Source organism: Pseudomonas sp. NFX224, assembly GCF_048565165.1.
Lineage (GTDB): Bacteria > Pseudomonadota > Gammaproteobacteria > Pseudomonadales > Pseudomonadaceae > Aquipseudomonas.
This window is the reverse complement of record NZ_CP183416.1, coordinates 1,666,955-1,686,190: the sequence shown is the minus strand read 5'-3', so window position 1 is coordinate 1,686,190 and position 19,236 is coordinate 1,666,955. Positions and strand designations below refer to the sequence as shown.

Here is a 19,236-nt window from a genome sequence, read left to right as displayed (position 1 = left end):
AAGGTGTCGGATTATGCCATGACCGGACGGTTTCGCGGCGCTTGAGGTCGATTTCCCACTGCAAAACCTGTGGAAGCCAGCAGGGTGGCTCCCACAAGGGGGCTGCGACATAGGTACAACGGTCAGACGCATCCTAAGCGGCTAATATGGCAGTTCAACGCTGTCGATTGTCTGAGATTTCCGCTTTATGCAAACCGCCTACACCGTCCTTATCCTGTTGATGCTGGTCGGCGTCTCGCGCCTGATCGGACGGGTGGTTCCGCTGCCGTTGCCGCTGGTGCAAATTACCGCCGGGGCCTTGCTCGCCTGGCCGACGCTGGGATTGCATGTAGCTCTCGATCCCGAGTTGTTCCTGTTTCTGTTCCTGCCACCGCTGTTGTTCTCCGACGGCTGGCGCATGCCCAAGCGTGAGTTCTGGCATCTGCGCGGGCCAATCCTGACGTTGGCGGTTGGGTTGGTGTTGTTTACCGTGGTCGGCGCCGGCTATTTCATTCACTGGTTGTTGCCCGGTGTGCCGTTGCCGGTGGCGTTTGCCCTGGCTGCCGTACTGTCGCCGACGGATGCGGTGGCAGTCTCGGCGATTGCCCGCAATCGCCTGCCGACACCTTTGATGCACATTTTACAGGGCGAGGCGTTGATGAACGATGCCTCGGGCCTGGTGACATTCAAGTTTGCCTTGGTCGCGGCGGTGACCGGTGTGTTCTCGCTGGCCAATGCCAGTATTTCCTTTGTTTTGGTGGCGGTCGGCGGCCTGACTGTCGGGGTGGCGCTGAGCTGGCTTGTGGGGCGCCTGAGGGCATGGATGATCGCCCGCGGCTGGGATGATCCGGCCACTCACGTCGTGTTTATGTTGTTGCTTCCGTTTGCCGCTTACGTACTGGCCGAACGGGTCGGCGTGTCGGGCATTCTCTCTGCCGTGGCGGCGGGGATGATGCAGAGCTGGCTCGATCTGCTGCCGCGCCAGACCAATACCCGCCTGCTCAATCGCAGTGTCTGGTCGCTGTTGGAGTTCGCGTTTAACGGCTTGATCTTTCTATTGCTCGGTTTGCAGTTGCCGGACATCGTCAAAGCGGTGGCCAGCCACGAGACTTCATTGTGGCCAACGCTGCTCTACCGCTGCCTCGATGTCGTGGCCATTTTCCTGGTGCTGCTGGTGTTGCGATTCGTCTGGGTGCAGAGCATTTGGCGACTGTCCATTCTGATAAGACGCTGGCGCGCAAAGGATGAGATCACTCAAGTGCCGAGCGCACGCTCCTGCGGGTTGCTGACCGTTGGCGGTGTGCGCGGCGCGGTGACATTGGCGGGCGTGATGTCGGTACCGATGCTGATGGGCGGGGAAGTGTTTCCCGAGCGTGATCTGCTGATCTTCACCGCCGCCGGAGTGATCCTGCTGTCGCTGATCGTTGCCTGCATCGCGTTACCGATTATGTTGCGGGGCATCGAGACCAGCCCGGACGACAAACGACGCAACGAGGTACGCGAGGCTTGGCGCAAAACCGCCGAAGCGGCCATTCATGCGCTCGAAATCGAAGAGGTCAACCCGCAGGACGCCGCCCAGTCCGCGCTCGCCGCCGAGCTCAAGGCGCGGATCATGTCCGAGTATCGCCATCAATTGGAGGTGTTCAATGATTCGGCGGAAGCCCAGGCGCTGGCCTTTCAGATGGACTTGCTGGAACGGCGTTTACGTTTGAAGGCGCTGCGGGCGCAACGCCTGGAGTTGTACAGCCTCAGTCGTCATCACCAGATTGGTGATGACGTTTTGCGTGAGGTGTTGGGAGAGCTGGATTTGAGTGAGGCCAAGTTGGGGGTGGTGAAGTAACGAGTTGCAGTAGTCGCCCTCAGTTTTTTGGGTAGGCTTCACGCATCATGGCAATATCGCCGTCACTGATTGCGTGCGTCTCTGACTGACCCCAACCTCCGAAAGTCCACTCAGGTATTACCTCGTAATGCATTAGAGAATCCGCGTCGTAAGGTCTGTAGGTGTATTGATCGCTACGAGGCAGGGGCAGGATGTTGGCGTCGACGACTTCCTTGCTCCAGCCAAACTGGCGAGCACAGTAGTCATAGGTGCCTTGTACATTCCAGGGTATTGCCGAGTCAGGGTGTTGATGAGCGTGTTGAGCTCCAAGGGCATGCCCAAACTCATGCATCACGACGTATTCGAAGCGGCTATAGCCAGGTACCCAGTTCAAATACATGCTCGGACCTCGCCTTTCTTCGTCGGTACCTCCGATGTCATCAATCAATGCGTCGGTGCCGACAGCGGAGGACTGGATCCCCATTGGGGCGTTCAGAATAATCCAGATATCACCTGTTTCACCTCTGACAAACTCAAACTTGAGATTCACGTAAGGCAGCCATTTACTGATCGCGGCTATTACCGCTTCGAAAGCTTCATCGTTTGCATTTGATATCGCGATTTTTAATGTTTTTCCATTTTTCCAGTATTTAGTGTGAGATCCGATGTTTCTCTTTTTTCGGCCTGATGAACTAATAAAGCCGTTCTGAGACCGCTCCTGAATGGCAGCTTGATAGGAAGCGAGGTCATTTGTAGGTTGTATCATTTGACAAGGGGTGAAGGTTTTCATGGTATTACGTCCGTGTAATTTGTTTGTTTTGATGGGGGAGTTGTCGTCAAGTGTGTTGAGATTTGTTTTGTTACGGGTAAATAGTATTTTGTGCGCTTGGTTTTACTTTGGGTATATCTTGCGCATCAGTCGTCGATCATTCTGGCTCACTGAAATATTTTTTTGTACCGACCAGTCACCAATGGTCAGTTCATTGGGTACCGGGTAATGCATGATAGAAGTTGGATCATAAGGGGTGGTTCGAACGGCTGAAATTTCCAGTGATTGGAACAAATTGTGATCAACCTCTTCTTTGCTCCATTGAAAGGCTGTCCAGTAGTGGGCATATACCACAGGTTTATTCCACGGTATGTTGGCTTTTGGATGCTGGTGTTCGTGTTCTAGACCCAATGCATGGCCGAATTCGTGCAATACGGCAGCTTCAAACCAAGGATGATTAGGGCTGGTGCCGATATTCATGGTGTTTTCACCCGGGGCACGCAACGTGGCATCGGTGCCGATGGCGGAGTAATTCAGTGGTGCCTCCATGGTTATCCTAATGTCACCCTCTGAGCCGCTGACAAACTCCAGTTTTAAGTTGATGGAAGGCTGCCATGATTTGATTGCTTTTATGGCAGTCTCACGATGAATGTCGGACGGTGGATTGAGAAAAGCTACTTTCAGCGTTCTGTTACTTGCCCAGAATTTGGAGTGAGTTGAAACTCCTCTCTTTTTTCGACCGCCACCGGCTACAGTGTTGCCATTGTCAGGGTTTTCAGTGATGGCGGCTTCATAGGAAGTTTGTATGTCCACCGGCTCCATGATTTTACAGGGGTGTGGATGAAGCATTGACTATCTCCTTGTCATGTTTTTGTAGTTTGATTCCTTCGAATCGACTTGGAGATTAGTTGTGGTTATATATTGGGTAAAGTTTCTATTTGTTAGGGTCTGTTGCGGCAACTTAATAATGCCTGCACTGCGTTGTACAGTGCAGGCGTGGTGAGCTTACTTGTTCTTTGTAATGAACGTGCGGATCCGTTCAGCCGCCTCAACACATTCTGCCAGCGGCGCAACTAGCGCCATGCGCACACGCCCGGCGCCGGGATTGACGCCATCGACATCCCGCGACAAGTAAGAGCCTGGCACGACGGTCACATGTTCCTGTTCGAACAGGTCGCGACAGAAGGCGGCGTCATCTCCCGCCACGTTCGGCCACAGGTAGAAACCACCATCCGGGCGCTGCACATCCATCACCGGGCTGAGAATTTCCAGTACCGCGTCATACTTTTCGCGATACAGCGCACGGTTGGCGCGCACGTGTACTTCATCATTCCACGCAGCGACGCTGGCCAGTTGCGTTTGCACCGGCATCGCGCAGCCATGGTAGGTGCGATAAAGCAGGAAGCCTTTGAGAATGTCCGCATCGCCGGCCACAAAACCCGAGCGCAGGCCTGGCAGGTTGGAGCGCTTGGACAGGCTGTGGAATACCACGCAGCGCTTGAAGTCCTTGCGGCCCAATTCCACGCAGGCACTGAGCAGGCCCGGCGGCGGGGTTTGTTCGTCGAAGTACAGTTCGCTGTAGCACTCGTCCGCGGCGATTACGAAATCGTATTCATCGGCCAGGGCGATCAGTTTTTTCAGGGTGTCGACCGGGATCAGCGCGCCGGTCGGGTTGCCCGGCGAGCACAGGAACAGGATTTGGCAGCGTTCCCAGATGTCCGGCGAAACAGCATCGAAATCCGGGTTGAAGCCGTTTTCATCCAGGCAAGGAAGGTAATGCGGCTTGGCACCGGCGAGGAACGCCGCGCCTTCGTAGATCTGGTAGAACGGGTTTGGGCTGACCACCAGGGCGTCGTCGCCACGGTTCACCACGGTCTGGGTAAAGGCGAACAAGGCTTCGCGGGTGCCGTTGACCGGCAATACGTTGCGCGCCGGGTCGATCCAGCCGTTCGGCACGCCGAAGCGACGCTCGCACCAGGCGGCAATGGCTTCACGCAGCTCCGGGATGCCGAGGGTGGTCGGGTACACGGCCATCTTTTCCAGATTGCTGGCCAGGGCCTCGGCGACAAAGCTTGGCGAACGGTGTTTCGGCTCGCCGATCGACAGAGCGATAGGGCGCTTGTCCGGGTTGGGCGTGACGCTGCCGAGCAGGGCGCGAAGTTTCTCGAACGGGTAGGGCTGGAGCTGGGACAGAGCGTTGTTCATCGGGGGCCTCTTTCAATGTGGGAGCTGTGTGTTGGCTGACACAGCGCTTTCGCGAGCAAGCCCGCTCCCACAGGGGGAAATGGTTTAACTCAGATACTGATGCGCGACAGTTTGATATCGGGTTCCTGGTTGACGCTCAACTGCTCGACGATTGCGTCTTGTAACCGGCTGCACAGCAGCGGGTCGGACAGCGGCTGATTGTTCGCGTCGGTGATGAAGAACACGTCTTCCACGCGCTCGCCGAGGGTGGCGATCTTGGCGTTCTGCAGCGACAGGTCGAACTCCAGGAAGATCGTGCCCACGCGGGCCAGCAGGCCAGGGCGGTCGGGCGCGGTCAGTTCCAGTACGGTCACCGGACGCTGGGCATCGTTGTGGATCGTTACCTGCGGTGCAAAGGCAAAATGCTTGAGCTGGCGCGGCACCCGGCGCTGGATGATCGTCGGGTAGTCGTCCGGGTTGCGCAGGGCTTCGGTCAGGCCGTCGCGGATCTGTTTGACCCGCGCAGGATTGTCGCCGATCGAGTCACCGTCGGTGTCGAGCACGATATAGGTGTCGAGGGTGAACTGGCTGCTGGACGTGATGACCCGGGCGTCATGGATGTTCAGGTTCAACTGGTCCATCGCGGCCACGGTCACGGCGAAGAAATCGTGCTGGTCCGGTGCGTAGATGAAGATCTGCGTGCCGCCCTCGAACTCCCTTTGCGTGGTTTCCTTGATCAACACCAGTGGCCCGCCGTCGGAGGGTTGCTGGAGAATCGCGTCGGTGTGCCAGGCAACGTCGCCGGCGGTATGACGCAGGAAATAGTCATCGCCCAACTGCGCCCACAACTGCTCGACATCGTCCGGATCGTTGCCGCCGCGCACCAGAATGTCCAGGGCTGCGCTTTGGGTCTGGCGGATCTGCTCTTCGCGGTCCACCGGGTTTTCCAAGCCGCGACGCAATGCGCGCTTGGTCTCGGTGTAGAGCTGGCGCAGCAGGCTGGCGCGCCAGGAGTTCCACAGTGTCGGGTTGGTGGCGTTGATGTCGGCGACAGTCAGCACATACAGGTAATCGAGATGGGTTTCATCACCGACGATCTGCGCGAAGTCGTGGATCACCTGCGGGTCGGACAAGTCCTTGCGCTGGGCAGTGGTCGACATCACCAGATGGTTCTGCACCAACCAGACGATCAGGCGGCTGTCCCACACGGGCAATTGATGGCGCTGGCAAAACGCCTCGGCGTCCACTGCACCGATTTCCGAGTGATCACCATGCCTGCCCTTGCCGATGTCGTGGTACAGGCCAGCCAGGTAGATCAGCTCAGGCTTGGGCAACTTGCCCATGAGCTTGCTGGCCAGCGGGAATTTTTCCGACACCTGGGTGTACTGCAGCTTACGCAGGTGTTTGATCAGGTTCAGGGTGTGGGCATCGACCGTATAGATGTGAAACAGGTCGTGCTGCATCTGCCCGACGATAAAGCCGAACTCCGGCAGATAACGCCCGAGGATGCCGTAGCGGTTCATCCGCCGCAGGTTGCGGTGGATGCCGATCTTGCACTTGAACAGCTCGATGAACAGGCTGGTGTTACGGATGTCGTTGCGGAAATCGTCGTCGATCAGGTGGCGGTTTTCGCGCAGCAGGCGAATGGTGTCGGCACGCACGCCTTTGATTTCCGGCTGCTGGGCCATCAGCACGAAGATTTCCAGCATGGCGAACGGGGTGCGACGGAACACGTTGTCGTTGCGCGCCTCGATGTAGCCGTCATGCAGTTGGAATCGCGAATTGATCGGATGTGGCGGCGCTTCGTCTTCCGGCGCGAGGATGACTTCCTCGAAGTGCTGGATGATCAGGTCGCTGAGCTGGGCAATGCTCATCACCACCCGGTAATACTGCTGCATGAAGTTTTCGACCGCCTGCTTGGCGTCGTCGCCTTCGAACCCCAGCAACTTGGCGATGGTGCGCTGGTGATCGAACAGCAGGCGGTCTTCGGAGCGACCGGCGAGCATGTGCAGGGCGTAACGCACTTTCCACAGGAATTCCTGGGATGAGGCCAGCAGGGCGTTTTCGCTCTCCACCAGGAAGCCTTCGCCCGCCAGCGCCCGCAGGTTCAGGGTGCCGTATTCGCGACGGGCCACCCAGAGAATCGTCTGGATATCCCGCAGGCCGCCAGGCGAGCCTTTGACGTTGGGTTCCAGGTTGTATTCGGTGTCGTTGTATTTGTGGTGACGGGCTTTCTGCTCGGCCCGTTTGGCCAGGAAGAAGTCCTTGCTCGGCCACATGTGCGCGGTGCTGGTGACATCCAGCATGCGCTGGCGCAGATGCTCGGGACCGGTAATGGTCCGGCTTTCCATCAGGTTGGTGACTACCGTCAGGTCGGCACGGGCTTCCAGGGCGCATTCGTCGACGGAGCGAACGCTCTGACCGACCTCAAGGCCGATGTCCCACAGCAGTGTCAGAAAACGCTCGATGGAATCGCGGAAAACTTCATGATCCGCGCTGTCCAGCAGGATCAGCAGATCAATGTCGGAGTAAGGGTGCAGTTCGCCGCGACCATAGCCGCCGACCGCGACCAATGCGATGTCGGCATCTTCACTCCAATTGAACTGCTCCCAGGCCTTTTGCAGGATGTTATCGACGAACCAGGCGCGATCCTCGATCAACCGGCGGATGTCCCGGCCGCTGCGAAAACGCGCGTCGAGCACCTCGCGTGCCTGGCGGATCGCCTTCTTGAAGGCCGCGATCGGGCTTGCCTTCAGAGCCAGTTCAGCCTGGAACTGGCCGCGGTCGAAGAGTTCGGGATCCACCTGCGGCATCGATTGGCTTTCCTATCTATTAGGCTGGGAACTGTGCGGGTCGGATCAGGCCGAAACGCGTGCGATGGTGTCATCGCTGCGCAGGGTGAAGATCTCGTAGCCGGTATCGGTCACCAGCAGGGTGTGTTCCCACTGTGCCGACAACTTGCGGTCCTTGGTGATCGCGGTCCAGCCGTCGCCCAGCACCTTGGTGTCCGCGCGGCCCTGGTTGATCATCGGCTCAATGGTGAAGGTCATGCCGGCCTTCAGTTCCATGCCGGTGCCGGCGCGGCCGTAGTGCAGGATTTGCGGCTCTTCGTGGAACACTTTGCCGATACCGTGGCCGCAGAACTCGCGAACCACCGAGAAACCGTTCTTCTCGGCGTGCTTCTGGATCACTTCGCCGATGTCGCCCAGGCGGCAGCCGGGTTTGACCAACTCGATAGCCTTGTACATGCATTCCTGAGTCACTTGCGACAGGCGCTCAGCCCAGACCGGCACGCTGCCGACGTGGAACATGCGGCTGGTGTCGCCGTGGTAACCGTCCTTGATGACGGTGACGTCGATGTTCAGGGTGTCGCCATCCTTCAGCGCTTTCTCGTTCGGGATGCCGTGGCAGACCACGTGGTTGATCGAGGTGCAGATGGACTTCGGGAAACCCTTGTAGTTGAGCGGGGCAGGGATGGCCTTCTGTTCGTTGATGATGTAGTCGTGGCAGATGCGGTCGAGTTCTTCGGTCGTGACGCCCGGTTTGACATGTTCGGCAATCATTTCCAGCACATCGGCGGCCAGTTTGCCGGCGATGCGCATTTTTGCGATGTCCTCGGGGGTTTTGAGGGTGACGGTCATACAGGCTCTCTCTGCGCTCAACGGCGCTTCACAAACGGAATGGGCAATGCGCGATCGAAGTTCGCAGCCCTGAAAAACGCGATTCTACCAGACGATCAGCGCAAATCCGCGCTTCTGTACATCGCTTCTCTCTATAGAATGGTGCATTCTGGGCGGATTCCAAGGGAGGGAGCACCCTGGTTGTCAGGTTTTCAGAATCCGGGTTCCGTTTTTCCCTTCCCTGTGATATAAAATGCGCCGCTTTCCGGGGATGCCCCGAAAAGCCTAAATCCACACACGTGTCGACACGATGACCTGGGTGCCGCAAGCGTAATTGCTGGTGGTTGGTCATTGGGATACGTGGAGGCCAAACCCGACTTATTAAGGAACTATCATGTCCCAAGTCAACATGCGCGATATGCTGAAGGCCGGTGTGCACTTCGGTCACCAGACCCGTTACTGGAACCCGAAAATGGGTAAATACATTTTCGGCGCGCGTAACAAGATCCACATCATCAACCTTGAAAAAACCCTGCCAATGTTCAACGAAGCTCTGACTTTCGTAGAGCGTCTGGCCCAGGGCAAAAACAAGATTCTGTTCGTCGGCACCAAGCGTTCCGCTGGCAAGATCGTTGCTGAAGAAGCAGCACGTTGCGGTTCGCCGTACGTCGATCACCGCTGGTTGGGCGGCATGCTGACCAACTTCAAAACCATCCGTGCTTCCATCAAGCGTCTGCGTGACCTTGAAGTACAAGCCGAAGACGGTACTTTCGCCAAGCTGACCAAGAAAGAAGCGCTGATGCGCTCCCGTGACCTGGAAAAGCTGGATCGTTCCCTGGGTGGTATCAAGGACATGGGCGGTCTGCCAGACGCTCTGTTCGTTATCGACGTTGATCACGAGCGCATCGCGATCACCGAAGCCAACAAGCTGGGCATCCCGGTTATCGGCGTAGTCGATACCAACAGCAGTCCGGAAGGCGTTGACTACATCATCCCAGGCAACGATGACGCAATCCGCGCTATCCAGCTGTACATGGGTTCGATGGCTGACGCTGTTATCCGTGGTCGCAACAACACTGCTGGCGGCACCGAAGTTTTCGCTGAAGAAGCTCCGGCAGCTGCAGCTGAGTAATTGACGCCCTGGCGTTGACTCAGTAAGCAAAAAGGGGGCTTGGCCCCCTTTTTGCCACCTCGAAAACCATTTGTCGGCGGCGCAGCTACAGCATCTGTAACGTGCAGCAGCTTACAAAGGTGGTTCGGGAAGAATTGAACGCCCGTTCGATCGGGTGGAATGGTTGATAACCTATCCAAGAGGAATTTTGAAATGGCAGAGATTACTGCAGCGTTGGTCAAAGAACTGCGCGAGCGTACCGGCGAAGGCATGATGGACTGCAAAAAGGCCTTGACCAAGGCTGGCGGCGACATCGAAAAAGCCATTGATGACATGCGTGCTTCGGGCGCCATCAAGGCTGCCAAGAAAGCGGGCAACGTTGCCGCTGAAGGCGCTATCGCCATCAAGGCTGACGACAAGTCTGCCGTGCTGCTGGAAGTGAACTCGCAGACCGACTTCCTGGCCCTGCAAGACGACTTTAAAAACTTCGTTGCTGCCAGCGTAGAAAAAGCCTTCGCCGAAAAATTGACCGACGCAGCTCCACTGATCGCCGCTCAGGAATCGGCTCGTGAAGCCCTGGTGGCCAAAGTTGGCGAAAACGTCAACATCCGTCGCCTGGTTCGCGTTGAAGGTGACGTAGTCGGCACCTACCTGCACGGTAACAAGATCGGTGTTGCTGTTGTTCTCAAGGGCGGCGATGTTCAGTTGGCCAAAGAGATCGCCATGCACGTGGCGGCAAGCAACCCTGAGTTCCTGCTGCCATCGCAGGTTTCGCCAGAAGCCATCGAGCGCGAGAAGGGCGTTTTCCTGTCCCTGAACGAAGACAAGATGAAAGGCAAGCCAGCTGAAATCGTCGAGAAGATGATCGCCGGCCGTATCACCAAGTTCCTGGCCGAAGCCAGCCTGGTTGAGCAAGCTTTCGTTATGAACCCGGAAATCACCGTTGGTGCTCTGGCCAAGAAAGCCGGCGCTGAAATCGTTTCCTTCACCTACTTCAAAGTAGGCGAAGGCATCGAGAAGCCAGTTGATAACTTCGCTGAAGAAGTTGCTGCACAGCTGGCTGCCGCCAAGCAATAAGACGGTTTTTTAACTGTCGCCCTGAAGAGGCTGCCCGCTCACGCGCGCAGCCTCTTTTCAGATGGGTTACCAATTTTTAATTGGTTTCCATTTGGAACTGGCTTACAAAGCCATGTTCCGATGGCGCTGAAGCAGCGCCAAGCTAGAGTGAACGCCAGCTGAAAACAGCTCGCAAAGAATTTTTAAAATACGCCGCAGGAGAGATTCGCAATGGCTCAGCAGGGCAGTGGTTATCAGGCTCGCTATAAACGCATTCTACTCAAACTTAGCGGCGAGGCCCTGATGGGCTCGGAAGAGTTCGGGATCGATCCGAAGGTTCTGGATCGCATGGCGCTTGAAGTTGGCCAACTGGTGGGCATCGGTGTTCAGGTCGGTCTGGTGATCGGCGGTGGTAACCTGTTCCGCGGTGCAGCGCTGAGCGCAGCCGGTATGGATCGGGTGACGGGCGACCACATGGGCATGCTGGCCACTGTGATGAACGCCTTGGCCATGCGCGATGCGCTTGAACGTGCCAATATCTCCGCCATCGTGATGTCGGCCATTTCCATGGTGGGTGTGACCGATCACTACGATCGCCGCAAAGCCATGCGCCACCTGAACGCCAAGGAAGTCGTGATTTTCGCGGCCGGTACGGGCAACCCGTTCTTCACTACGGACTCGGCTGCCTGCCTGCGTGCGATCGAAATCGATGCCGATGTCGTGCTCAAGGCAACCAAGGTCGATGGCGTTTACACCGCTGACCCATTCAAAGACCCGCATGCCGAGAAGTTCGATCATCTGACCTACGATGAAGTGCTGGATCGCAAGCTGGGTGTTATGGACCTGACGGCCATCTGCCTGTGCCGCGACCACAAGATGCCGCTGCGCGTATTTAACATGAACAAGCCCGGCGCCCTGCTGAACATCGTGCACGGCGGCGCTGAAGGAACACTGATCGAGGAAGGCCAACAATGATCAACGAAATCAAGAAAGACGCTCAAGAGCGCATGAAGAAATCCGTCGAATCGCTGGCGCACAACTTCGGTCGTATTCGTACCGGCCAGGCGCACCCAAGCATTCTGGAAGGCGTGATGGTGCCTTACTACGGTTCCGATACCCCGATCAAGCAAGTGGCGAACATTACCGTTAAAGACGCCCGTACCCTGCAAGTCGTTGCCTTTGAGCGCAACATGCTGGGTGCTGTTGACAAGGCGATCGGCAGCGCTGGTCTGAACCTGAATCCGACCAACCTGGGTGAGCTGCTGCTGATCTCCATGCCGGCCCTGACTGAAGAGACCCGCAAGGGCTTTACCAAGCAGGCTCGCGATGTCGCTGAAGACGCTCGTGTAGCCGTGCGCAACATCCGTCGTGACGCCAACAGCTCGCTGAAGGACCTGGTCAAGGAAAAGGAGATCAGCGAAGACGAAGAGCGTCGCGCCACTGGCGAGATTGATGATCTGACCAAAAAGTACGTCGCTGAAATCGATGCGAATTTGGCGCAGAAAGAAAAAGACCTGATGGCCGTATAAGGGTCGCGTTTTCATGGAAAAGACCAAGCAGGTCGCGCCGTCCGCGGTGCCGCGCCATGTCGCGATCATCATGGATGGTAATAATCGCTGGGCGAAAAAACGCTTTATGCCGGGTGTCGCCGGGCATAAAGCGGGTGTCGATGCGGTTCGTGCGGTCATCGAGGTGTGTGCAGAGTCGGGGGTTGAGGTACTGACCCTGTTCGCGTTCTCCAGCGAGAACTGGCAGCGCCCGGCCGATGAGGTCAGTGCCTTGATGGACCTGTTCTTCAAGGCGTTGCGTCGCGAGGCCAAGCGCCTGAATGACAACAACATCAGCTTGCGCATCATTGGCGACCGTTCGCGCTTTCATCCTGAGCTTCAGGCTGCCATGCGTGAAGCCGAGGCCATGACGGCCGGCGCCAATCGCTTCATCCTGCAGATCGCCGCCAATTACGGTGGTCAGTGGGATATCGCGCAAGCCGCTCAGCGACTGGCGCGGGAGGTTCAGGCTGGTCATTTGCGTCCGGAAGACATTACGCCGGGTTTGCTGCAAACCTGCCTGGCCACCGGTGACTTGCCGTTGCCGGATTTGTGCATCCGTACCGGTGGCGAGCACCGCATCAGCAACTTCCTGCTGTGGCAACTCGCTTATGCCGAGTTGTACTTCTCCGACCTGTTCTGGCCGGACTTCAAACACGACGCCATGCGAAACGCGCTGGCCGATTTCGCATCTCGCCAGCGTCGCTTCGGTAAAACGAGCGAGCAGGTCGAGGCTGGAGCCCGGGTTTAATGCTTAAACAACGAATCATCACTGCGCTGATCCTGCTGCCGATTGCCCTGTGCGGGTTTTTCCTGCTCGAGGGGACCGGTTTTGCGTTGTTTATCGGGTTGGTCGTGACCCTCGGTGCGTGGGAGTGGGCGCGTCTGGCGGGCTTCGATGCCCAGCCGATGCGTATCGCCTATGCCGCTGTCGTGGCGTTGATGTTGCTGATCATGCATATCCTTCCCGGCCTTTCGCCTTGGGTGCTGGGAGCGTCGGTTATCTGGTGGGGGATTGCGACCTACCTGGTGTTGACGTATCCACGCTCCAGCGAGCATTGGGCCAGTGCGGCCTGCAAGCTGGTGATTGGCCTGCTGATTCTGTTGCCGGCCTGGCAGGGCCTGGTCGAGATCAAGAAGTATCCGCTGGGTAACTGGCTGATCATGGCAGTGATGGTGCTCGTCTGGGGCGCCGATATCGGTGCGTATTTTTCTGGTCGGGCCTTCGGCAAGCGCAAGCTGGCGCCGCTGGTCAGTCCCGGCAAGAGCTGGGAAGGCGTGTATGGTGGGCTGGTCCTCAGCCTGGTCATCACCGTGCTCGTCGGGTTCTTCCGTGACTGGACGGTTGCCGAGCTGTTCAAGGGCTTGATCGGTGCCGCTGTGATCGTGTTTATCTCGGTGGTGGGCGATCTCACTGAAAGCATGTTCAAGCGCCAATCGGGGATCAAAGACAGCAGCAATCTGCTGCCAGGTCACGGTGGTGTGCTGGACCGCATCGATAGCCTGACCGCCGCCATCCCGGTATTTGCCGTGCTGTTGTGGATGGCTGCACCGTGAGCCGTCCTCAGCAGATTACCGTTCTGGGAGCGACCGGCTCGATTGGTCTGAGTACCCTCGATGTCATCGCTCGTCATCCTGATCGTTATCAAGTCTTTGCCTTGAGCGGTTTTACCCGTTTGAGTGAGTTGCTGGCACTTTGTGTGCGTCACGTGCCGCGTTTTGCTGTCGTGCCTGAAGCCGGCGCTGCCCGTGCGTTGCAGGATGACTTGAGTGCCGCAGGACTTTCGACCCGTGTGCTGGTGGGTGAGGAAGGTCTGTGTCAAGTCGCCGCCGACCCTGAAGTCGATGCAGTGATGGCGGCCATTGTCGGTGCGGCGGGTTTGCGTCCGACTCTGGCGGCAGTGGAGGCTGGCAAGAAGATCCTCCTGGCCAACAAGGAAGCGCTGGTAATGTCCGGCGCATTATTCATGCAGGCCGTGCGCAAGAGTGGTTCGGTCCTGCTGCCGATCGACAGCGAACACAACGCGATCTTCCAGTGCATGCCGCGGGATTTCGCCCGTGGCCTCGGCGCTGTTGGTGTGCGTCGGATTTTGCTGACAGCCTCCGGTGGGCCGTTCCGACAGACGCCGATGGCGGAATTGGCGCATGTTTCGCCTGAGCAGGCCTGTGCTCACCCGAATTGGTCCATGGGACGCAAGATTTCGGTCGATTCCGCCAGCATGATGAACAAAGGCCTTGAGTTGATTGAAGCCTGCTGGCTATTCGATGCCAAGCCTTCCCAGGTTGAAGTGGTGATTCACCCGCAAAGCGTGATTCATTCACTGGTTGATTACATCGATGGTTCAGTTCTGGCTCAATTGGGCAATCCGGACATGCGCACGCCAATCGCCAACGCGCTGGCGTGGCCTGAGCGAATTGATTCGGGTGTACCGCCGCTGGATCTGTTCGCCGTCGCGCGTCTGGACTTCCAAGCGCCGGACGAAGAGCGTTTTCCTTGTCTGCATCTGGCCCGTCTGGCTGCCGAGGCGGGTAACAGCGCACCAGCGATGCTGAATGCGGCGAATGAGGTCGCTGTGGCCGCGTTTCTCGACGGACGGGTTCGTTACCCGGAAATCGCGAGTATCATCGAGGAAACATTGAATCTTGAGCCTGTGGTAGCAGTCGATGATCTCGAGGCAGTGTTCACGGCGGACGCCAAGGCGCGTGTGCTGGCCGAGCAATGGTTGAGTCGTCACGGGCGGTAAATGCTGCAATGCGTTGGCCCATGCAGCACCGGATCGGAATGCGGAGAAAGTAGATGAGCGCGCTCTATATGATTGTCGGCACCCTGGTGGCTTTGGGTGTGCTGGTTACCTTCCACGAGTTCGGCCACTTCTGGGTCGCGCGTCGCTGTGGGGTCAAGGTGCTGCGTTTTTCCGTAGGCTTCGGCATGCCGCTGCTGCGCTGGCACGATAAACAAGGCACCGAGTTCGTGCTGGCCGCCATTCCGCTGGGCGGCTACGTAAAAATGCTCGATGAGCGTGAAGGCGAAGTGCCGGCCGATCAGCTCGATCAATCCTTCAATCGCAAATCCGTTCGTCAGCGCATTGCCATCGTCGCGGCCGGGCCGATAGCCAACTTTTTGTTGGCGCTCGGGTTTTTCTGGGTGGTGGCCATGCTCGGCAGCGAGCAGGTACGCCCGGTCATCGGTGCCGTAGAGTCCGGAAGTATCGCCGCCAAGGCGGGTTTGAGCGCGGGCCAGGAAATCATCTCCATCGACGGCGAGCCAACTTCCGGTTGGGCCGCGGTGAATTTGCAACTGGTGCGTCGCCTTGGGGAGAGTGGTTCCCTGCAGCTGCTGGTCCGTGAGCAGGGCACCACGATCGATTCGCCGCGTGAGCTGGCGCTGGATAAATGGCTCAAGGGCGCTGACGAGCCGGACCCGATTCGCTCGCTGGGGATTCGTCCTTGGCGTCCGGCATTGCCGCCGGTCCTGGCAGAGCTTGATCCGAAAGGTCCGGCGCAGGCTGCCGGACTGAAAACCGGTGATCGCCTGTTGGCGCTTGATGACAAGCCGCTGGATGACTGGCAGCAAGTGGTCGATACCGTTCGTATGCATCCTGATACCAAAATCATGCTGCGGGTCGAGCGCGACGGTGCTCAAATCGACGTCCCTGTCATGTTGGCTGCCCGCGGCGAGAAGAAGTCGCCCAGCGGCTATCTGGGGGCGGGAGTAAAGGCGGTCGACTGGCCACCGGAGATGATTCGCGAGGTCAGTTACGGTCCTTTGGCCGCGATTGGAGAGGGGGCTCGACGCACCTGGACCATGAGCGTGCTGACCCTCGATTCACTCAAGAAAATGTTGTTCGGCGAGCTCTCGGTAAAAAACTTGAGTGGACCGATAACCATTGCTAAAGTGGCGGGCGCTTCGGCCCAGTCGGGTGTCGCTGATTTCCTGAATTTCCTTGCTTATCTGAGTATTAGCCTGGGGGTTCTGAATTTACTGCCCATTCCTGTGCTGGATGGGGGGCATTTGTTGTTTTATCTGATCGAGTGGGCGCGTGGTCGTCCCTTGTCGGATCGGGTGCAGGGTTGGGGGATACAGATTGGGATCAGTTTGGTGGTCGGAGTGATGTTGCTTGCTCTGGTCAATGATCTGGGTCGTCTGTAACACTTCGCTGAATTGCGAATCTGCCGCATTTTGCGGCAGTTTGTTTATTGCCAGTTGGAATAAGAAAGGACTTCATGAAACGTCTGCTGCTAACTGCGGTTCTCACCGTATTGATGATCGCCGAAGTTCACGCCGAGTCCTTCACTATCTCTGATATTCGCGTCAATGGCCTCCAGCGGGTCTCCGCGGGTAGCGTCTTTGGTGCTTTGCCGTTGAACGTCGGCGAACAGGCGGATGATCGTCGCCTGGTGGAATCCACTCGTGCGCTGTTCAAAACCGGTTTCTTTCAAGATATCCAGCTGGGCCGCGACGGCAACGTCCTGGTTATTACAGTAGTCGAGCGTCCGTCGGTTGCCAGTATCGAGATCGAAGGCAACAAAGCGATCTCCACCGAAGACCTGATGAAAGGTCTCAAGCAGTCCGGTCTGGCCGAAGGCGAAATCTTCCAGCGCGCCACCCTCGAAGGTGTACGTAACGAGCTGCAGCGCCAGTACGTCGCCCAGGGCCGCTACTCGGCTACCGTCGACACCGAAGTGGTGCCGCAGCCGCGCAACCGCGTTGGCTTGAAGGTCAACATCAACGAAGGCACCGTTGCCGCTATCCAGCACATCAACGTTGTGGGCAACACCGTCTTCCCGGATGAAGACCTGATCGACCTGTTCGAACTCAAGACCACCAACTGGCTGTCGTTCTTCAAGAACGATGACAAGTACGCCCGTGAAAAGCTCTCCGGTGACCTGGAGCGCCTGCGTTCCTACTATCTGGACCGTGGCTATATCAACATGGATATCGCTTCGACACAGGTGTCCATCACCCCGGACAAGAAGCACGTCTATATCACCGTCAACATCAACGAAGGCGACAAGTACACCGTTCGTGATGTGAAGCTGAGCGGCGACCTGAAAGTGCCTGAAGACCAGGTCAAGTCCCTGCTCCTCGTGCAAAAAGGCCAAGTGTTCTCGCGCAAGCTGATGACTACCACTTCCGAGCTGATCACCCGTCGTCTGGGTAACGAGGGTTATACCTTCGCCAACGTCAACGGCGTGCCACAGCCGCACGATGATGATCACACCGTAGATATCACCTTCGCCGTCGATCCGGGCAAACGTGCTTATGTGAACCGCATCAACTTCCGTGGCAACACCAAGTCCGAAGACGAAGTGCTGCGTCGTGAAATGCGCCAGATGGAAGGCGGCTGGGCTTCGACCTACCTGATCGACCAATCCAAGACCCGTCTGGAGCGTTTGGGCTTCTTCAAGGAAGTCAACGTTGAAACGCCGGCGGTGCCAGGTGTCGATGACCAGGTCGATGTGAACTACAGCGTTGAAGAGCAAGCCTCCGGTTCGATTACCGCTAGCGTCGGTTTCGCCCAGAGCGCGGGCCTGATCCTCGGTGGTTCGATCACCCAGAACAACTTCCTCGGTACCGGTAACAAGGTCAGCATCGGCTTGACCCGCAGCGAATACCAGAGCCGCTATAACTTCGGTTATGTCGACCCCTACTGGACTGCTGATGGCGTGAGCCTGGGTTACAACGCGTTCTACCGCACCACCGACTACGATGACCTCGACGTCGACGTAGCGAGCTACTCCGTAGACAGCCTGGGTGCGGGCGTGAGCGTTGGTTATCCGATCAGCGAGACTTCGCGTCTGACCTTCGGCCTGACGGCTCAGCAGGACGAGATCAAGACCGGTGTCTACACCGTTGACGAAATCTTCGACTTCGTTGACAAGGAAGGCGACAAATACCTGAACTTCAAGGCTTCGGCCGGTTGGTCCGAGTCCACCTTGAACAAAGGCGTGCTCGCGACGCGTGGTCATTCCCAGAGCCTCGTGCTGGAAACCACGACGCCGGGCAGCGACCTGTCGTTCTTCAAGCTCGATTACCGTGGCCAGTTGTTCCAGCCGTTGAGCGACAGCTACACCATGCGCCTGCATACCGAATTGGGTTACGGCGATGGCTACGGATCGACCGATGGCTTGCCATTCTATGAAAACTACTATGCTGGTGGTTTCAACTCGGTTCGCGGCTTCAAGGACAGCACCCTGGGTCCTCGCAGTACGCCAAGTACAGGCAAGAACCCTGGCACAGCAGTCGATCCGGACCAGGATCCGCTGCCGTTCGGTGGTAACGTCCTGATCCAGGGTGGTGTGGAAGTTCTGTTCCCGCTGCCGTTCGTGAAGGATCAGCGTTCCCTGCGTACCTCGGTATTCTGGGATGTGGGTAACGTGTTCGACTCGTCGTGCTCGGATACCACAAATGCCGATGGCACGAAGTCCAACACCAAGTGCAACGATATCAGCTTGAGCAATATGGCCAGTTCCGTCGGTGTGGGTGTGACCTGGGTCACCGCACTGGGTCCTCTGAGTTTTGCACTGGCCATGCCGGTCAAGAAACCGGATGACGCTGAAACTCAAGTGTTCCAATTCTCCCTCGGCCAGACGTTCTAAGCGTCTGACCCAAGATAACGACAATGGATTTTTAGGGGTGCATCGTGCGTAAGTTGACTCAATTGGTTCTCCTGGCTTCCGTACTGGTAGCAGGTCCGGCTTTTGCCGACATGAAAATCGCCGTTCTGAACTATCAGATGGCCCTGCTGGAATCCGATGCGGCCAAGAAATACGCCGTGGATGCCGAGAAGAAGTTCGGTCCTCAACTGACCAAGCTCAAGACTCTGGAAAGCAGCGCCAAGGGTATTCAGGATCGCCTGATGGCCGGTGGCGACAAAATGCAGCAAGGCGAGCGTGAGCGTCTGGAACTTGAATTCAAGCAAAAGGCTCGTGACTTCCAGTTCCAGTCCAAGGAACTGAACGAAGCCAAAGCCGTTGCCGACCGTGAAATGCTCAAGCAGCTCAAGCCGAAACTGGATAGCGCTGTGGAAGAAGTCATCAAGAAAGGTGCTTTTGACCTGGTCTTCGAGCGTGGCGCAGTGATTGATGTCAAACCTCAGTACGACATCACGCGCCAGGTTATCGAGCGCATGAATCAGCTGAAGTAATCC

General features: G+C 57.4%; 16 protein-coding genes. 11 read left to right on the top strand and 5 right to left on the bottom strand.

The features are described from left to right. The first annotated feature begins 187 nt into the window (after nucleotides 1-187). Nucleotides 188-1,819: a Na+/H+ antiporter gene (locus tag ACNYC6_RS07635; protein WP_419711771.1), complete on the top strand. Its 1,632-nt coding sequence runs from the start codon at nucleotides 188-190 to the stop codon at nucleotides 1,817-1,819. 19 nt (nucleotides 1,820-1,838) lie between these two features. Here the strand turns inward: ACNYC6_RS07635 and ACNYC6_RS07630 are convergent, their stop codons facing one another. From ACNYC6_RS07630 to map, 5 genes are all read right to left on the bottom strand, one after another. Further along, the gene (locus ACNYC6_RS07630; protein ID WP_419711770.1) at nucleotides 1,839-2,588 is read right to left on the bottom strand and encodes a peptidase M12; all 750 of its coding nucleotides are present in this window, start codon (nucleotides 2,586-2,588) and stop codon (nucleotides 1,839-1,841) included. Nucleotides 2,589-2,690: 102 nt separating this feature from the next. Next, on the bottom strand, nucleotides 2,691-3,416 hold the full coding sequence (locus tag ACNYC6_RS07625; protein ID WP_419711769.1) for a M12 family metallopeptidase: 726 nt from the start codon (nucleotides 3,414-3,416) through the stop codon (nucleotides 2,691-2,693). Nucleotides 3,417-3,572: 156 nt separating this feature from the next. Then, on the bottom strand, nucleotides 3,573-4,772 hold the full coding sequence (dapC, locus tag ACNYC6_RS07620; RefSeq protein WP_419711768.1) for a succinyldiaminopimelate transaminase: 1,200 nt from the start codon (nucleotides 4,770-4,772) through the stop codon (nucleotides 3,573-3,575). An 89-nt stretch (nucleotides 4,773-4,861) separates the two neighbouring features. Further along, a complete protein-coding gene (locus ACNYC6_RS07615; protein WP_419711767.1) occupies nucleotides 4,862-7,564 on the bottom strand; it encodes a [protein-PII] uridylyltransferase in 2,703 nt (900 codons plus the stop codon). Nucleotides 7,565-7,609: 45 nt separating this feature from the next. Continuing rightward, nucleotides 7,610-8,392 carry a type I methionyl aminopeptidase gene (gene map / locus ACNYC6_RS07610; protein ID WP_419711766.1) on the bottom strand — a complete coding sequence of 261 codons (783 nt, stop codon included), beginning with the start codon at nucleotides 8,390-8,392 and terminating at the stop codon, nucleotides 7,610-7,612. 373 nt (nucleotides 8,393-8,765) lie between these two features. On the opposite strand from map, the gene rpsB reads away from it, so the two are divergent. The 10 genes from rpsB to ACNYC6_RS07560 all read left to right on the top strand — a co-directional run bounded on the left by rpsB (nucleotide 8,766) and on the right by ACNYC6_RS07560 (nucleotide 19,233). Beyond that, nucleotides 8,766-9,503 carry a 30S ribosomal protein S2 gene (rpsB, locus tag ACNYC6_RS07605; protein WP_419711765.1) on the top strand — a complete coding sequence of 246 codons (738 nt, stop codon included), beginning with the start codon at nucleotides 8,766-8,768 and terminating at the stop codon, nucleotides 9,501-9,503. A 192-nt stretch (nucleotides 9,504-9,695) separates the two neighbouring features. After that, nucleotides 9,696-10,559 (top strand): translation elongation factor Ts, encoded by an 864-nt coding sequence (tsf, locus tag ACNYC6_RS07600; protein ID WP_419711764.1) that lies wholly within the window; start codon nucleotides 9,696-9,698, stop codon nucleotides 10,557-10,559. Between the two features lie 210 nt (nucleotides 10,560-10,769). Then, nucleotides 10,770-11,513, top strand: a complete 744-nt coding sequence (gene pyrH, locus ACNYC6_RS07595) for a UMP kinase (RefSeq protein ID WP_003172271.1) — start codon at nucleotides 10,770-10,772, stop codon at nucleotides 11,511-11,513. After that, on the top strand, nucleotides 11,510-12,067 hold the full coding sequence (frr, locus tag ACNYC6_RS07590) for a ribosome recycling factor (RefSeq protein ID WP_403104918.1): 558 nt from the start codon (nucleotides 11,510-11,512) through the stop codon (nucleotides 12,065-12,067). Before pyrH ends, frr begins: the two co-directional genes overlap by 4 nt. 13 nt (nucleotides 12,068-12,080) lie before the next feature. Continuing rightward, the gene (gene uppS / locus ACNYC6_RS07585) at nucleotides 12,081-12,836 is read left to right on the top strand and encodes a polyprenyl diphosphate synthase (protein ID WP_419711763.1); all 756 of its coding nucleotides are present in this window, start codon (nucleotides 12,081-12,083) and stop codon (nucleotides 12,834-12,836) included. Next, a complete protein-coding gene (locus ACNYC6_RS07580; protein ID WP_419711762.1) occupies nucleotides 12,836-13,642 on the top strand; it encodes a phosphatidate cytidylyltransferase in 807 nt (268 codons plus the stop codon). The genes uppS and ACNYC6_RS07580 overlap by 1 nt, the downstream gene beginning before the upstream one ends. Then, on the top strand, nucleotides 13,639-14,829 hold the full coding sequence (gene ispC / locus ACNYC6_RS07575) for a 1-deoxy-D-xylulose-5-phosphate reductoisomerase (RefSeq protein WP_419711761.1): 1,191 nt from the start codon (nucleotides 13,639-13,641) through the stop codon (nucleotides 14,827-14,829). Before ACNYC6_RS07580 ends, ispC begins: the two co-directional genes overlap by 4 nt. A gap of 53 nt (nucleotides 14,830-14,882) precedes the next feature. After that, a complete protein-coding gene (gene rseP / locus ACNYC6_RS07570) occupies nucleotides 14,883-16,235 on the top strand; it encodes a sigma E protease regulator RseP (RefSeq protein WP_419711760.1) in 1,353 nt (450 codons plus the stop codon). Nucleotides 16,236-16,309: 74 nt separating this feature from the next. Beyond that, entirely contained in the window at nucleotides 16,310-18,685 is a 2,376-nt protein-coding gene (gene bamA, locus ACNYC6_RS07565) for an outer membrane protein assembly factor BamA (protein WP_419711759.1), read from the top strand. A 44-nt stretch (nucleotides 18,686-18,729) separates the two neighbouring features. Next, entirely contained in the window at nucleotides 18,730-19,233 is a 504-nt protein-coding gene (locus ACNYC6_RS07560) for an OmpH family outer membrane protein (protein WP_007990260.1), read from the top strand. Nucleotides 19,234-19,236 lie beyond the last annotated feature (3 nt).

What these genes read in the sequence shown, in the direction of transcription:
- ACNYC6_RS07635 (WP_419711771.1), top strand. Translation starts at nt 188, where the DNA reads ATGCAAACCGCCTACACCGTCCTTATCCTGTTGATGCTGGTCGGCGTC.
- ACNYC6_RS07630 (WP_419711770.1), bottom strand. Translation starts at nt 2,588, where the DNA reads ATGAAAACCTTCACCCCTTGTCAAATGATACAACCTACAAATGACCTC.
- ACNYC6_RS07625 (WP_419711769.1), bottom strand. Translation starts at nt 3,416, where the DNA reads ATGCTTCATCCACACCCCTGTAAAATCATGGAGCCGGTGGACATACAA.
- dapC (WP_419711768.1), bottom strand. Translation starts at nt 4,772, where the DNA reads ATGAACAACGCTCTGTCCCAGCTCCAGCCCTACCCGTTCGAGAAACTT.
- ACNYC6_RS07615 (WP_419711767.1), bottom strand. Translation starts at nt 7,564, where the DNA reads ATGCCGCAGGTGGATCCCGAACTCTTCGACCGCGGCCAGTTCCAGGCT.
- map (WP_419711766.1), bottom strand. Translation starts at nt 8,392, where the DNA reads ATGACCGTCACCCTCAAAACCCCCGAGGACATCGCAAAAATGCGCATC.
- rpsB (WP_419711765.1), top strand. Translation starts at nt 8,766, where the DNA reads ATGTCCCAAGTCAACATGCGCGATATGCTGAAGGCCGGTGTGCACTTC.
- tsf (WP_419711764.1), top strand. Translation starts at nt 9,696, where the DNA reads ATGGCAGAGATTACTGCAGCGTTGGTCAAAGAACTGCGCGAGCGTACC.
- pyrH (WP_003172271.1), top strand. Translation starts at nt 10,770, where the DNA reads ATGGCTCAGCAGGGCAGTGGTTATCAGGCTCGCTATAAACGCATTCTA.
- frr (WP_403104918.1), top strand. Translation starts at nt 11,510, where the DNA reads ATGATCAACGAAATCAAGAAAGACGCTCAAGAGCGCATGAAGAAATCC.
- uppS (WP_419711763.1), top strand. Translation starts at nt 12,081, where the DNA reads ATGGAAAAGACCAAGCAGGTCGCGCCGTCCGCGGTGCCGCGCCATGTC.
- ACNYC6_RS07580 (WP_419711762.1), top strand. Translation starts at nt 12,836, where the DNA reads ATGCTTAAACAACGAATCATCACTGCGCTGATCCTGCTGCCGATTGCC.
- rseP (WP_419711760.1), top strand. Translation starts at nt 14,883, where the DNA reads ATGAGCGCGCTCTATATGATTGTCGGCACCCTGGTGGCTTTGGGTGTG.
- bamA (WP_419711759.1), top strand. Translation starts at nt 16,310, where the DNA reads ATGAAACGTCTGCTGCTAACTGCGGTTCTCACCGTATTGATGATCGCC.